Origin of the sequence: Streptococcus suis, assembly GCF_046032115.1 — a bacterium.
GTDB classification, from domain to species: domain Bacteria; phylum Bacillota; class Bacilli; order Lactobacillales; family Streptococcaceae; genus Streptococcus; species Streptococcus suis_AJ.
Genome location: NZ_JARQOZ010000016.1, coordinates 1 through 13,738, shown reverse-complemented (window position 1 = coordinate 13,738; position 13,738 = coordinate 1). Strand labels below are relative to the sequence as shown.

The 13,738-nt window shown below is 41.4% G+C and carries 13 protein-coding genes and 1 pseudogene; 9 read left to right on the top strand and 5 right to left on the bottom strand.

The features are described from left to right. The first annotated feature begins 39 nt into the window (after positions 1–39). A complete protein-coding gene (gene serB / locus P7J36_RS06300; RefSeq protein ID WP_408551546.1) occupies positions 40–675 on the top strand; it encodes a phosphoserine phosphatase SerB in 636 nt (211 codons plus the stop codon). Positions 676–1,081: 406 nt separating this feature from the next. Here the strand turns inward: serB and P7J36_RS06295 are convergent, their stop codons facing one another. Further along, on the bottom strand, positions 1,082–1,732 hold the full coding sequence (locus P7J36_RS06295) for an HAD family hydrolase (protein WP_408551547.1): 651 nt from the start codon (positions 1,730–1,732) through the stop codon (positions 1,082–1,084). Between the two features lie 107 nt (positions 1,733–1,839). Here P7J36_RS06295 and P7J36_RS06290 point away from each other — a divergent pair, with 107 nt between their 5' ends. Beyond that, a complete protein-coding gene (locus P7J36_RS06290) occupies positions 1,840–2,967 on the top strand; it encodes a glycerate kinase family protein (RefSeq protein WP_408551548.1) in 1,128 nt (375 codons plus the stop codon). Next, complete coding sequence (locus tag P7J36_RS06285; protein WP_398582684.1) at positions 2,958–3,185, top strand: hypothetical protein; 228 nt, start codon at positions 2,958–2,960, stop codon at positions 3,183–3,185. Before P7J36_RS06290 ends, P7J36_RS06285 begins: the two co-directional genes overlap by 10 nt. 9 nt (positions 3,186–3,194) lie before the next feature. On the opposite strand, the gene P7J36_RS06280 is transcribed toward P7J36_RS06285, so the two are convergent. Then, on the bottom strand, positions 3,195–3,647 hold the full coding sequence (locus P7J36_RS06280; protein ID WP_205013699.1) for a DUF1694 domain-containing protein: 453 nt from the start codon (positions 3,645–3,647) through the stop codon (positions 3,195–3,197). Positions 3,648–3,796: 149 nt separating this feature from the next. Here P7J36_RS06280 and eno point away from each other — a divergent pair, with 149 nt between their 5' ends. Continuing rightward, complete coding sequence (eno, locus tag P7J36_RS06275) at positions 3,797–5,104, top strand: surface-displayed alpha-enolase (RefSeq protein WP_002935704.1); 1,308 nt, start codon at positions 3,797–3,799, stop codon at positions 5,102–5,104. 85 nt (positions 5,105–5,189) lie between these two features. Next, positions 5,190–5,621: pseudogene (locus P7J36_RS06270) on the top strand (HAD family hydrolase); the annotation flags it as partial. Between the two features lie 27 nt (positions 5,622–5,648). Here the strand turns inward: P7J36_RS06270 and P7J36_RS06265 are convergent. Together P7J36_RS06265 and P7J36_RS06260 are read right to left on the bottom strand one after the other, a co-directional pair. Continuing rightward, positions 5,649–5,834: a hypothetical protein gene (locus P7J36_RS06265; RefSeq protein WP_002935693.1), complete on the bottom strand. Its 186-nt coding sequence runs from the start codon at positions 5,832–5,834 to the stop codon at positions 5,649–5,651. Positions 5,835–5,897: 63 nt separating this feature from the next. Then, positions 5,898–6,902, bottom strand: a complete 1,005-nt coding sequence (locus P7J36_RS06260; RefSeq protein WP_172013003.1) for a lactonase family protein — start codon at positions 6,900–6,902, stop codon at positions 5,898–5,900. 135 nt (positions 6,903–7,037) lie between these two features. On the opposite strand from P7J36_RS06260, the gene P7J36_RS06255 reads away from it, so the two are divergent. Genes P7J36_RS06255 through budA form a run of 3 tightly spaced genes read left to right on the top strand, consistent with a single transcriptional unit; the run spans position 7,038 to position 10,143 of the window. Then, positions 7,038–8,204 (top strand): AI-2E family transporter, encoded by a 1,167-nt coding sequence (locus P7J36_RS06255; protein WP_222358202.1) that lies wholly within the window; start codon positions 7,038–7,040, stop codon positions 8,202–8,204. Next, on the top strand, positions 8,194–9,423 hold the full coding sequence (locus P7J36_RS06250) for a tetratricopeptide repeat protein (protein WP_222358204.1): 1,230 nt from the start codon (positions 8,194–8,196) through the stop codon (positions 9,421–9,423). The genes P7J36_RS06255 and P7J36_RS06250 overlap by 11 nt, the downstream gene beginning before the upstream one ends. Before the next feature lie 3 nt (positions 9,424–9,426). Further along, positions 9,427–10,143 carry an acetolactate decarboxylase gene (gene budA, locus P7J36_RS06245; RefSeq protein WP_408551549.1) on the top strand — a complete coding sequence of 239 codons (717 nt, stop codon included), beginning with the start codon at positions 9,427–9,429 and terminating at the stop codon, positions 10,141–10,143. A 22-nt stretch (positions 10,144–10,165) separates the two neighbouring features. Here the strand turns inward: budA and P7J36_RS06240 are convergent, their stop codons facing one another. Beyond that, entirely contained in the window at positions 10,166–11,824 is a 1,659-nt protein-coding gene (locus P7J36_RS06240; protein ID WP_408551550.1) for an Rqc2 family fibronectin-binding protein, read from the bottom strand. Positions 11,825–12,239: 415 nt separating this feature from the next. On the opposite strand from P7J36_RS06240, the gene P7J36_RS06235 reads away from it, so the two are divergent. Continuing rightward, a partial coding sequence (locus tag P7J36_RS06235) for a YSIRK-type signal peptide-containing protein (protein WP_408551551.1) occupies positions 12,240–13,738 on the top strand: 1,499 nt, incomplete at its 3' end.

The following is a 13,738-nucleotide window of genomic DNA, read 5'->3' as shown; positions in this document are numbered from 1 at the left end:
TTGGCTTTTTATTTTTATACTTTGAAAGGAATATCGGAAATGACAACTGGATTATTAGTTATGGATGTTGATTCAACATTAATTTTGGAAGAAGGAATAGATCTACTTGGAGAAGAGGCCGGTTTAGGAGAGCAAGTTGCAGCAATTACCGAACGTGCTATGCGTGGAGAATTGGATTTTGAAGAAGCCTTACGTGAACGTGTGGCGTTGTTAAAGGGACTGCCTGTTTCTGTGTTTGATCGAATTATCAAAAAAATCCACTTTACGCCTGGAGCAGCAGAGTTAGTCTCAGAATTAAAAATGCGAGGCTATAAGGTAGCAGTCGTTTCAGGCGGGTTTCATGAAACAGTCGATCGACTAGCTGCACAGTTAGAGTTAGACTATGTTCGGGCTAATCGATTAGAAGTAGTAGATGGAGTATTGACTGGACAAGTATTGGGTGAAATTGTAACGAAAGATACTAAAGAGGCATGTTTAGAAGAATGGGCGACAGAAAATGGGCTGAGTCTATCTCAAACGATTGCCATGGGGGATGGAGCAAATGATCTACCAATGATTCAACGAGCAGGAGTTGGAGTAGCTTTCTGTGCTAAACCGATTGTCCAAGAACAGGCGCCCTACCAAATAAATGAAAAAAATCTCTATAAACTAATAGAGATTTTAGATAGTAAATAATGGGAGCGGGAAAGAACTCGACTGGTCAAAAAAAGAGTTCGTCAACAATTTTTCATTTTAAGTTGTTGAGCTGAAACAGTCTATCCCCAGACATCAATTTATGTGAGCTGACTGCCGTCAGCTTATATCTCCCACTTTAAAAGGTCTCCCAGACCTTTTACACTCCCACCCCCGTATAGCTCAAAAGGTTCAGTGAACCTTTTGAGGTTGGAAATAGAGCGAACTTTGTTCGCAACAGTCGTAATTGTCAGATTTGGAGTGTAAAACACGAACTGCTGAGATTTGCTTCGCAAATCTTATCTCCAACCTTTAACAGTTCACTGGACTGTTAAACTCAATCAACCACTGCGCTGAGATGTTGACACGAACCCTGAGAAGCGAGGTTGGTCTTTTTGCCCAGCCTCTTCTATTCTGTTGTCAGTAAAACCTTTTTCAAATCTTGGACGGTTTCGACTATCATGGTGGCCCCAGCCTTTTCAAATTCCTGTTTGCTCCCATAGCCGTAAAGAACACCGATGGCGGGAAGTTGGTGCATGCGTGCTCCTTCAATGTCATGTTCCCTATCTCCAATCATCACAGCATGTTTTGGAAATGCTTCTAATTGATTTATAGCGTAGCCGATGACGTCCGCCTTACTGATGCGACTACTATCTAGACTAGCACCGGCAATGACATCAAAGTAGTGAGCAATACCAAAATGTTCTAGAATCTGTTTGGCAAATATTTCTGGCTTTGAAGTAGCAATTACTAGTGTTTTTCCAGCTGTTCTCAATTCTTCAAGCAGAGGGATGATTCCAGGATAGAGTTGATTTTCAAACATTCCTTTTTCTTTAAAATAGACACGGAAAGCGTCAACTGCTGCTTGTGTATCTTCAGTGTTGAGTTGGTAGAATTTTGAAAAAGATTCATAGAGTGGCGGGCCGATGAATCGGTTTAAATTGGCTGTATCTGGTTCTTCAATTCCCATTTTTTCTAGTGCGTAGGCGACGGAGTTTAAGATTCCTTGTCCAGAATCAGTAAGAGTTCCATCTAAGTCACATAATATAGTTTGATACATACTTATCTCCTTTCTTTCAGTATAACACAGACAATGAAAAACAGAAAAGATTTATTGAAAGCTGAATAGTAGTGTGATATACTAATAATATAAAGGAGGGTAGTATCATGCATATTCTCATTGCTCCGGATTCATTTAAAGAGTCTCTTTCAGCTACAAAGGTTGCTGAAGCGATTAAAAAAGGATTTTCTAAGGTTTATCCACAAGCAGGGTATGACTTAATTCCCCTAGGAGATGGTGGCGAAGGGACAGTTGAGAGTCTAATGCAGGCCTTATCCTTGGATGTAACCCAGACTTGGGTGACAGGTCCATTTGGAGATAAAATTAAGGTTTCCTATGCGATTAAAGATGATCTTGCGGTTTTTGAAATGGCTGAAATTGTAGGGCTGGCAAGTATCCCGCATGAAAGAAGGAGTCCTCTCTTTATTAAGACACAAGGGGTTGGGGAGCTGATTGTGGAGCTCGTTCAAAATGGTGTTAAACGCATATTTATAGGAGTAGGTGGCTCCGCCAGTCATGATGGTGGTATCGGAATGGCGGCAGGTTTAGGAGTGAAATTTTATAATCGAGAGGGAAAAGAAGTAGAGGCAATTGGAGCTCATATCGGGGAGATTGTCAGCTTTTCCACAGAGGATATGTTGGTAGATTTATCTCAGGTCAGGATTGATTTGGTAACGGATGTGGAGAATCCGCTTTGTGGACCAGCGGGAGCCACATTTGTTTTTGCAGGTCAGAAAGGTCTTTCCTCTGCTGAATTTGAACCAGTAGACAAGAAAATGGAGTCCTTTTATAAATTAGTTAATCCAATGCTACTCGATTTAGCAGGAGCGGGTGCTGGAGGAGGTATGGCAGCAGGTTTAGTCCAATTTGCTGGTGCTCGCATTCAAAAAGGCATCGACTTTGTCTTGGACCAGTTGGATTTTGATCATCGCGTCGCCAAAGCGGATCTGGTTGTGGTCGGAGAAGGGCGGATGGATACCCAGAGCTTATCAGGGAAGACTCCGATAGGAGTAGCTAGACGTACGCCGACTGGGATTCCCATCATTGCAATTTGTGGTAGCCTCAAAGACGATCTTCCCGAGTTTCCTTTTGAAAATATCTGCGCCGCTTTTCCGATCATTGCAAGCGTTGAAAGTTTGGAGGACACGCTTCAAAAAGCAGAAAAAAACCTGGTCCGCACGGCAGAACAGGTGGCAAGAATTCTTCAGTTAGGAGGCCAACAAAGATGGAATTAGTGAAATATGGGGCTATTATCTTATTTATTTTTATTTGTCTTGCAAAGCTAGTATCCGTTATGAAACTTTCTAAAAAAGAAAGAGGAATGGAAACGAATGTAATAAAGGTAAATGGAGCAATGTTCTTTTTCAATGAAAAAAATGAAAGAGGCAGATTGCTAGGAATCCTTTGTCTAACCTGTATTATTTTTACTTTAATATTTATACTGCTTTATTGATAAATAAGCCTAACCAAATAATTTTTTCCAGAAGGAAGGTTTTGCATCTTCCTTTTTTTCTTCTGGTTTTGAGATAAGATTTGGAAATATAGATTCTAAGCTAACTTCTTCATTATCCACAGCGTGATTTGTGTGAAAGACAAGTGCGTAGGGAGACTGTCCTATTTTTTCATCGATGATAGCGGTAGTAATGCCGAAGTTCTGAGCAATTTTTAGTAGTGAAATTTGTTGCTTGTCAGACAGGGCTGGCGAGAGTTTGAGGAATAGAGGAGAGTAGCTACTTGCTAGTTTTTGGCAAATTGTATCGAACTTATTTCCGACGACTTCACTACTCAAATCGTCAAAGGAAACGAGCAGGACAACCCGTTCGCGATAGGTTCCCATGTATAGACGTTGTTCATCTGGATTCAATCGTGTTTCGCCAGAGGCTTTCTGTAGTATGGTAGTATTTAAATCGTTCATGGTTTCAGTATAACATACTCAGTTAACTTTGAAAAGGAAGGCGTTTACATTATTTCTTTCAGTAAAATAACCTGTTTTTTCTTGAAAAATCCCTTCTTTTAGGGTATGATAGCTATGTAACAATTTTAAACTCAAAGGAGAGTAATATAATGTCAATTATTACTGATGTTTACGCTCGCGAAGTCCTTGACTCACGCGGTAACCCTACACTTGAAGTTGAAGTTTATACTGAATCAGGTGCTTTCGGACGTGGTATGGTTCCTTCAGGAGCTTCTACTGGTGAGCACGAAGCAGTTGAGCTTCGCGACGGTGACAAATCTCGTTACCTTGGTCTTGGTACTCAAAAAGCTGTTGACAACGTGAACAACGTGATTGCTGACGCTATCATCGGTTTTGACGTTCGTGATCAACAAGCTATCGACCGCGCTATGATCGCTCTTGACGGTACTCCTAACAAAGGTAAATTGGGTGCAAACGCAATCCTCGGTGTTTCTATCGCTGTTGCGCGTGCTGCTGCTGACTACCTTGAAGTGCCACTTTACACTTACCTTGGTGGATTCAACACTAAAGTATTGCCAACTCCAATGATGAACATCATCAACGGTGGTTCTCACTCAGACGCTCCAATCGCTTTCCAAGAATTCATGATCTTGCCAGTTGGCGCTCCTTCATTCAAAGAAGGTCTTCGTTGGGGTGCTGAAGTATTCCACGCTTTGAAGAAAATCTTGAAAGCTCGTGGTTTGGTAACAGCTGTTGGTGACGAAGGTGGTTTCGCTCCTAAGTTCGAAGGAACTGAAGACGGTGTTGAAACAATCATCGAAGCTATCGAAGCTGCTGGTTACGAAGCTGGCGAAAACGGCATCATGATCGGTTTCGACTGTGCGTCATCTGAATTCTACGACAAAGAGCGTAAAGTTTACGACTACACTAAATTCGAAGGTGAAGGCGCTGCTGTTCGTACATCTGCAGAACAAATCGACTACCTTGAAGAATTGGTTAACAAATACCCAATCATCACTATCGAAGATGGTATGGATGAAAACGACTGGGATGGCTGGAAAGCTCTTACTGAGCGTCTTGGCAAACGCGTTCAATTGGTTGGTGACGACTTCTTCGTAACAAACACTGACTACCTTGCACGTGGTATCAAAGAAGGTGCTGCTAACTCAATCCTTATCAAAGTTAACCAAATCGGTACTCTTACTGAAACATTTGAAGCTATCGAAATGGCTAAAGAAGCTGGCTACACTGCCGTTGTATCACACCGTTCAGGTGAAACTGAAGATTCAACAATCGCTGACATCGCAGTTGCAACTAACGCTGGCCAAATCAAGACAGGTTCATTGTCACGTACAGACCGTATCGCTAAATACAACCAATTGCTTCGTATCGAAGATCAACTTGGTGAAGTTGCAGTCTACAAAGGCTTGAACTCATTCTATAACTTGAAAAAATAAATTAGTACAGTGTACTAATTTATCCCCGAGCTAGTATAGCGAGGGCTATAGTAAGAACAAGTCTGGAAAGTTCCAGACTTGTTCTTTGACTTTAAATGAGGGTGTGAGCCTATATCCTGAAACAATAGAAGTTTTAGAGAAGTTATCACAAAACTATAGATTGGGGATTATTGCCAATCAGTCTAGTAGTATTAGAGAACTGCTTAAAGAGTGGGGAATTGAGTCTTATTTTCAACTCGTTATCCTCTCTGAAGAGGTTGGACTATCTAAACCAGATACAACTATTTTCACACTTGCCTTGCAAAAAGCGAATATCCCTGCCGATAGAGTTGTCTATGTTGGGGATAGGTATGATCATGATATTCTGCCTGCTAAATCTTTGGGAATGTGGACTGTACGGATACTGACAGATTTTGGGAAGCATGCCAGTGAAAATGAAAAATTGAAGAGTGATTGGGTAATTCCTTCATTGCAAGAGATAACAAATATTTTTGAACAAACAAAAAAACTAGACTGAACATTCTCAGTCTAGTTTTTACATGTATTAGAACAAGCCTTTAACTTTATCTAAAAGACCGTTAACACCTTCAGAACCTGATAACAAGCCTTTTGCCTGTTCCAAGTATTCACCAAATTGGTCTTTGTTTTCTTCGATAAATTGTTTTGCACCATCAAAGTCTTTGTTTGCAATCAATTCTTTTACTTGGTTAAAAAGATCTACTGGATTCATGGTGAAAACACCTCCTATGAAACTATTAAACCAAAACTGGACGGATTTCACAACTGAAACGACTTATAAAAATGTAACGCAAACTGCTTCAGGAACATAGAAATCGTGTGAAAGCTCAGTCAAACAGCCATTTTCGGCATCTCTTTCGAATACAGTTGCATTGTCAGAATCTTGATGGACAACAATCAAATGCTTTTCATCAGGACTAAGCGTGAAATCGCGAGGAGTTTTTCCATTTGTTGGGACGATTTCAACTAATTCTAAGCTGGCATCAGCAAGCGTTTTGTAGACTGCGATAGAGTCGTTTCCGCGGTTGGATCCATAAATGAATTTACCATCCTTTGTGATGCGAATAGCGGCAGTACCGTTGAAACCAGTATGGTCTTCTGGGAGAGTAGAGACAGTTTGTAGGTGTTCAAATTGTCCCCAGCCGTCATAGATAAGCACCTCAATAGTTGAATTGAGTTCACAGATGAGATAGGCAATTTTTGCGACAGGATGGAAGACAATGTGACGTGGACCACTTCCTGGAGCAGCCTGATAGGTTGCGATTTTCTCTACTTTTCCTTGGTCAGATACCTTATAGGTTACCACTTGATCACATCCTAAATCACAGGTTACTAAAAATTTATCGGGCGTCAAATCAGAAAAGTGAACGTGGGCGGAAGCTTGATTTTCGTGCGGCCCAGATCCTTCGTGTTGAGCGACATCAGCTAATTCTAGTGAACCATCCGCTAAACGTTTATAAACAAGTAGTTGTCCTTTGTGGTAATTGGATCCATAAACTAAATCTCTTGTTTCATCTACAGCGACATAGCAAAGTGGTGCGCCCTCTGATACAACATGGTTGAGTAGAGTATAGTCAGCATTAAAGGCAGCGATACCTCCTAGACCATTTTCAGCGCCGACGGAGTATAGATGTCCGGCCTTATCAAAGGCAAGGTAGGTAGGGTTAGGTTCTTCAGTGACCAATTCTAGATTGCTAAGTTGTCCTGTTTCAGAGTCAAAATTTGCTTTATAAATTCCTTTGGATTCACGTTTTGTGTAGGTACCGAAATAGATAGCCATAGGATTCTCCTTTTTGGAAATGATTGATAAAATTATACCATGTTTTTCTGAGAAAGTCGTATAAATTCTGTAGTTGATTTTTACAAAAATCCTTTCTCCATGTTACAATAGAAAAAAAGACTAGGAGTGTATTAGATGGAAGATAAGCATCAAAAATTTAGTCTGACTTGGTTTTTCCGCTTGTTTTTAAATAGCCAAGCGGTGACATTTTTATTGGTAACCTTGCTGACTTTTTTGACCATATTTATTTTTAGTAAAATTAGTTTTTTATTCAGACCAATAGGAAGCTTTTTAGAAATTGTATTGTTACCGATGATTTTAACAGGTCTTTTGTATTACCTGTTAAATCCGATGGTTGACTGGATGGAAAAGCATAAAATTTCTCGTACAGTTGGTATTTCCATTCTCTTTGTTTTAATCAGTCTTCTCATTATCTGGGGACTGGCGGTGGCAATTCCGAGTATTCAAGAGCAAGTGACATCTTTTGCGCAAAATCTTCCTTCGAATATCCAGAAAATCGAAGGACAGGTAACTGGGCTCCTACAGGATCAGCGCTTTGAACAATTTAGACCAACAGCTCTGGAGATGTTAAATAAGGTCAATGATCAGGTCGTTGCCTATGCTCAGAAGTTTTCCTCAAGTGCTGTGAATTGGGCAAGTAATTTGATTTCAACCGCTTCGCAGATTATTGTTGCTGTTCTGATTATGCCTTTTATTCTCTTTTATCTGTTACGGGATGGTCAGTATTTGAATAAACACATCACCCAATATCTACCAACCAAGTGGAGAGAACCGATTGGAACAGTGCTATCAGATGTGAATGGGCAATTATCAAACTATGTTCGTGGTCAGGTGACCGTTGCGATTATTGTTGCCCTGATGTTCTCAGTGATGTTCTCAATCATTGGTCTTAGCTATCCAATAACCTTGGGGGTGATGGCTGGTTTCCTCAATCTAATTCCGTATTTGGGTTCTTTCTTGGCCATGATTCCAGCTGTTATTTTAGGATTGATTGCTGGTCCAATCATGCTGATAAAGGTTTTAGTAGTCTTTATGATTGAGCAGACTATAGAAGGTCGTTTTGTGACACCATTGATTATCGGAAGCTCCCTAAGTATTCATCCGATTACCATCTTATTTGTATTATTGACAGCTGGTCAGATGTACGGTGTCCTAGGAGTTCTTTTGGGAATTCCAATATATGCCTCTATTAAGGTTTTAGTGAAAGCGGCATTTGAGTGGTACAAGGCACACAGTAGTTTGTATGAAGATGAAGAAAATGAGGTTGTGAATGAACAATAGTGAAAAAATGTTGGCTTGTTTGGACCAACAGGATTTAGACAAGGCAGATAAGTATTTCAGGCGCGCCCTAGTGCAAGATGGTAGCGAAACGCTTTTGTCTTTGGCAGCCTACTTAGAAGGCATTGGTTTTTTCCCACAGGCTAGACAAATCTATGAACAGGTCAAAGAAGAATTTCCCGAAGTACTGATCAATCTTGCCCAAATAGCATTTGAAGATGGCTTGGTTGAAGAAGCTTTCGGATATTTGGAGGAAATTTCGGAAGACAGTCCTGTCTATGTGGAAGCCTTGTTGGTCAAGGCGGACCTGTATCAGGCAGAAGGCTTGTCGGATGTGGCGCGTGAAAAATTGTTAGAAGCAAGTCACTTATCAGATGAACCCATCATCCTTTTTGGCTTAGCAGAATTGGATATGGAACTGGAGCTTTTTAATGAGGCTATTTCCTACTATGCCCAGTTAGACAATCGTGAAATTTACGAATTAACAGGGGTTTCTACCTATCAGCGGATTGGGCTTGCCTATGCAAGTTTGGGGAAATTTGAAGCGGCCATTGAATTTTTGGAAAAAGCTGTTGAGTTGGAATACGATGATCAGACGGTCTTTGAGTTAGCAGCTCTGCTATTTGAACGAGAAGAATACCAAAAAGCCAATCTCTATTTCAAGCAGTTGGATACCATCAATCCTGATTTTGAGGGCTATGAATATGCCTATGCTCAGTCGCTTCATGCCGAGCATAAATTAGAAGATGCCTTGGCTATGACTCAAAAAGGCTTGGCTAAAAATGACTTTGATGCCAATCTCTTGCTTCAGGCTTCTCAGTATGCCTATGAATTGCATGACGAGGCGGGGGCAGAAGATTATCTTCTACGGGCAAAAGAGGTGGCAGATGATAGTAACGAACTAGCTCTGCGCTTGTCCAACCTGTATCTTGAGCAGGAACGATATGACGAAGTTCTTGCCCTCGTTGATGAAGAGGTTGAGAATGTCTTGGCGCGTTGGAATGTAGCCAAGGCCTATCAAGCTCTAGAAAGAGATGATGAAGCTATTGAGCTTTACGATGAATTGGCTGGGGAATTGGCTGAGAATCCTGAATTTTTGGCTGATTACGTAGCGGTTTTACGTCAACTTGGTCGTTTGGATGAGGCAAAAGAGCAAGCTAGTCGTTATATCCAATTGGTGCCAGACGATTTAGCCATGCAAGAATTTTTGAATGAAGAGTAGGTTATGCAAGTAAAGCGATTATTTCAATACAATACACTCGGTGCCTTGATGGCTGGACTGTATGGCGGCTCCTTGACAGTTGGTGAATTGTTGGAACATGGTGATTTGGGTTTGGGAACCCTAGATTCCATTGACGGAGAGCTGATTGTTTTAGATGGAAAGGCCTATCAGGCCAAGGGAGCAGGGGAAAAACCAGAAGTGGTTGAAGTTCCTGCTGATATGAAGGTTCCCTATGCGGCGGTCATTTTCCATGAGGCAGAAGTGATTTTCAAACAACGTTTTGAAATGACTCATGAGGAATTGCACCAGCGAATAGAGTCCTATTATGATGGGGAAAATCTCTTTCGCTCCATCAAAATCAAGGGAACGTTTGCTCGGATGCATGTCCGCATGATTCCCAAATCGGCTTCGGATGTCCGTTTTGCGGAGGTGGCAAGTCGCCAGCCTGAGTATACCGCTGAGAATATTTCAGGTACCATTGTTGGTATTTGGACGCCAGAGATTTTCCATGGTGTCAGTGTGGCTGGTTATCATCTGCATTTTATTTCGGATGATTTGACCTTCGGTGGGCATGTCATGGACTATGTTATCTCAGAAGGAATGGTGGAAGTGGGACCAGTAGATCAACTGGATCAACGATTCCCAGTCCAAGACCGCCAGTATCTTTTCGCTAAGTTCAACGCTAAGGAAGTTAGAGAAGATATTGATAAGGCAGAATAGATTATACACAAAAATCCATGAACTAGATTTTCATGGATTTTATTTTGTCTTCTGTTGGGGTGACACGTAGGGTCTTCTGACCTCGGTAGGTCACAAATCCTGGCTTGCCACCTGTTGGCTTATGCAGTTTCTTGGCCTCAATCATATCGACTTGAACCAAATTAGAATGTCTGGCCTTGGAGAAGTAGGCAGCCAACTCCGCCGCGTCTGTCTTGACTTCGTCGCTTGGGTCCAAGTTGTCTGTGATGACCACGTGGCTACCTGGAATGTCTTTGGCATGGAACCAGAGCTCGCCTTTCTTGGCCATTTTGAAGGTCAGCTCATCATTTTGCAGGTTATTTTTCCCAACCAGAATAATGGTTTTTCCATCCGTTGCCAAGTAACGTTCAGGTTTCTGGCGTTTATGGATTTTCTCACGATGACGGCGTTTGAGGTAGCCTGTTTCAATCAATTCCTCATGAATCTCATCAATTTCAGCCAGACTAGCCTGTCCCAGCATGGTGTCAACGGACTCCAGATAGACAATGGTTGCCTTGGTTTCCTCAATCAAGTTGGTCAGGTGCTTGACCGCTTCCTTGAGTTTCTGGTATTTCTTGAAGTAACGCTGGGCATTTTGGCTAGGAGTCAAAGCCACGTCCAACTCAATCTCCAGCTCCTGGCCCGTATAGTAGTTATCCAAACGCACACTCGGCTGGTCATTGGGCACCTGATGCAGATAGGTGGTTAAGAGCTCGCCCTTTTGCCGCACCAACTCCGCCGTCTCCGTATCCGCCAATTCCTGCTCCTGCTTGACCAACTTCTTACGATTCTTCTCCAGCTCACTGGCCACCCGCTTGATCAGCTCATTGGCCTGCTGGGCCACCCGATCCCGCTCCGCCTTGTCCTGATAGTAGAAGTCCAGCAAACTGCTCAGACTCTCAAAGTGTGGCTGGTTTTCAGGGCTATTGGCAAATGGCAGAGCAGCATAGGATTTTTCGGTCAGGCTAGGCTGTGTAGCCTGGTCAAAAAAGGCACGGAAGTTCTTCAGGCGGTCTGACTGCAAATGACTGGCCAGTTCAGAAGCCGTATCCCGACCCAAACCTTGAAAGACCTGTTGGAGATTTTTAGGACTCAGTTCCTGAGTCGATAGGATTTCAAACAATTTCTCGTCAGATACCGTGTAAGGATTGAGAGAATGCGTCTCCGGTGGACGAATATAGGTGGAGCCTGGCAAAATGGTTCGGTAGGAATTTTGCGAGAAACCGACATGCTTAATTGCCTCAATAATCTTCTGTTCAGACTTATCTACCAAGATGATATTGCTGTGCTTGCCCATGATTTCCACAATCAAGGTAGCTTGGATATGGTCGCCAATCTCATCCTTGTTGGACACCGAAAATTCTAAGATGCGGTCATTGTCCACCTGACGAATCTCCTCGATAATGGCACCTTGCAAGTATTTCCGCAGAATCATGGTAAAGGTATTGGGCACTTTTGGATTGGTAAAGTCTGACTGAGTCAGCTGAACCCGCCCGAAAACCGAATGGGCGGACAGGAGCAATTTATGGCTCTGACGGTTGCTGCGGATGTTGAGGACAATTTCCTGCTCAAAGGGCTGGTTGATTTTCTGAATCCGCCCACCTTCTAAATTGGCCTTTAATTCAGCCGTCATGTGATGTAAAAAAAATCCGTCAAAAGACATGGTTTTCCTCTTTCTAATCGCTTTAACTCAGTCTAGTATACCATATTTTGATGTTTTTTGATGAGAGTGATACTATGAGAAAAAGTGTAGGACTATAGAGTGATGATGGATGGGGCTTTTTACTTGCAAAAAAGTCGGGGGGGGGGATATAATAGTACATATTGAATTGTGTATGTCTTTGTTTGTATCAGCATGAAAAAATAAATTCCTCTACTAGGAATAGGTTGAGTTATAATTTTATACATAATCATTTGGTCTGCTTTTAGAAGAGAGAGTTCCCTATTGACAGTATTACAGTACTGTAGTAGAGCAATGACAAACTCACACTATGACTTGGATACTCTTTATGGACATGATGATAAACAAGCCAGCATAATCAACCAAAAATCCATTTATTAAGAGGAGAAATCAGTATATGCATTTTGCTAAAGTTAAACGTTCGTTAAGAAACGATGAGTTCCAGAAAAATGAAAAACGCTATCGATATGGCATTCGGAAGCTAGGTTTAGGTGCTGCTTCAGTAATCCTAGGTGCGTTTTTATTTGCAGGAGTACCTACTGTATCCGCTACGTCATCTGTTTCGTATGAGGTAAATACGGATAGTACAAAAATTGATTATGCCGATGCAGGATATTCTGTAGTTGCTAAGGAGACACCGAAAGATTTTATTGTAAAAGATGAACGTGAAAATTATTTGACTTTGCAGATAATTGCTGAAGTTGTTAGTGATGGAACTGAAAACGGTAAAACAAAGTGGAAAGAATTAGATACTGACTATTATGTAGTATCAGTTAACAGAAACGATAGAAGTCTTTCTCTTTCAATTTATGATGCAAAAACAAAAGCATTAAAACAAAGAACAGATAATATTAAAAATGGTCATACAGCTACTGTTCGTGGATTTAATAACACTGAAGATATTAAAATAACGGGTGGTATTAATACGCGTGGGGCACTGACGATTGTTATTGAAGGACCGGAAGGCTATGCAAAACGCCTACTTGCTTTATTCGGTCCAGCAGCAGGTGCTGAACCAGCTAATAAGATTACTACATCAGGTATTTATGTTGTTCCACAAGAAATCTTTTATTTCTATGAAAAAGATAGGGAAACTATTGGAAAAAGTTTTTACAATACTGACTTTGATGCGAGCGCGTACGAGCAGATATTACCGAAATATTCACAAACTGGTCTAAGCGGAGATACCTATACGTTAGGGGATATTTTGGTAAATGGTTATCGAATTACCTATCGTCCAATTGAAACAGGTGTGTTAACTGCAGCTGGTAATTTTAAAAATGACTTTACCAATCCAAATTATCCAGTTGGTGAAACAACAACAGTATCTAGAACTAACTATGATGGTAAAGGTAATGATTTACGTATTGTCTATGATGTAATAGATGCAAGTGGTACAGAGACCGTAAAAGTCTTTTTAGGTAATACTCCTATTCCTTTGAGAAAAGAAGGTACGGATAACCAACCAAGTGATGAGTATGTAGGAACTGTGACATATAGTGGTGCAGGTAGTTTTGCAGAGTTCGTTATTCCTTCTATGGGAAACCGTTTGTTAACAGTTGCGAACAACTATGCTTCCCCAACTACTAAAATGGCGTATTTTTATGAAAAACTCCCTACCGGCTCAGTCATCGTTAATTACGTAGATACCAAAGGTACTAAGATTGGTACAGAGTTCAAAGATACCACTGATGGAGAAGTAGGGTCAGCTTACGATACTACTGTCAATACAGGTAAAGTCACATCAGATAAGACGACAGAACGCCCAAGCGAAATTACAAAAGATGGTAAAACATACCGTCTCGTTGCACAAGCAACAGATGCGACTGTAGGTCAAGTTGCCTCAGACGGTCACTTGACAAGTAACAAAGAAGGCTTCCACTATGGAACTGACGA